This window comes from Mesorhizobium sp. M0968 (assembly GCF_040319065.1).
GTDB lineage: Bacteria > Pseudomonadota > Alphaproteobacteria > Rhizobiales > Rhizobiaceae > Mesorhizobium.
In genome coordinates this window covers 1-610 of record NZ_JAMYNL010000100.1, presented here as the reverse complement: position 1 = coordinate 610, position 610 = coordinate 1, and the positions used below count along the sequence as shown (strand labels likewise).

General features: G+C 60.2%; 1 protein-coding gene. It reads right to left on the bottom strand.

What is annotated here, in order from left to right:
* Positions 1–81: 81 nt before the first annotated feature.
* The coding region (locus NKH67_RS34070) for a transposase (protein WP_353033120.1) at positions 82–610 on the bottom strand (529 nt) is incomplete at its 5' end.

The following is a 610-nucleotide window of genomic DNA, read 5'->3' as shown; positions in this document are numbered from 1 at the left end:
AGTGTTGAAGAAGTCGGCGATGAAGCCGTGGATCCACTCGCACCGAAGCGTCTTGATTAAGGTCGACGCGACCTCCTCGCCTTAAGTGGCTCGGACGTTTGTTCCGAGGGTGCAAATCTTGGCCAATTTCCTGAGGTTCTGGGCGATGGCTGCAAGGTGGAACTCATCGCGGGCACCACAGGGGCCGCGCAATCGCAATCGATCGAGCTTCAGGATGCGCTTGAGGTGCGCGAACAGCATCTCCACCTTCTTCCGCTGATAGCGTGAGGTCTGGTAGGCGTCTGTCTTTGCGATGTCGCGGGCCATGTCGCGCGCGCCCTCATAGATCGAGCGCAGCACCTTGCGCGCCGGCTCCTTCGGGCAACAGCTGGGCTTCAGGGCACAGGCGTCGCAATCCAGCTTGCTGGCGCGATAGCGCATCATGCCATTCTCGTCGACGAGAGGGTGTGGCATCCGATAGGTCTTCTGGCGCTGCCTGAGCGTCTTCCCGCCAGGACAGATGTATGTATCGGCCTTATGGTCGTAGGTGAAGTCGTCGCGCGAGAAGGTGCCATCCTTGCGCCTAGACTTGTCGAAGACCGGGATATGCGGCTCGATCCCACGCTCATGC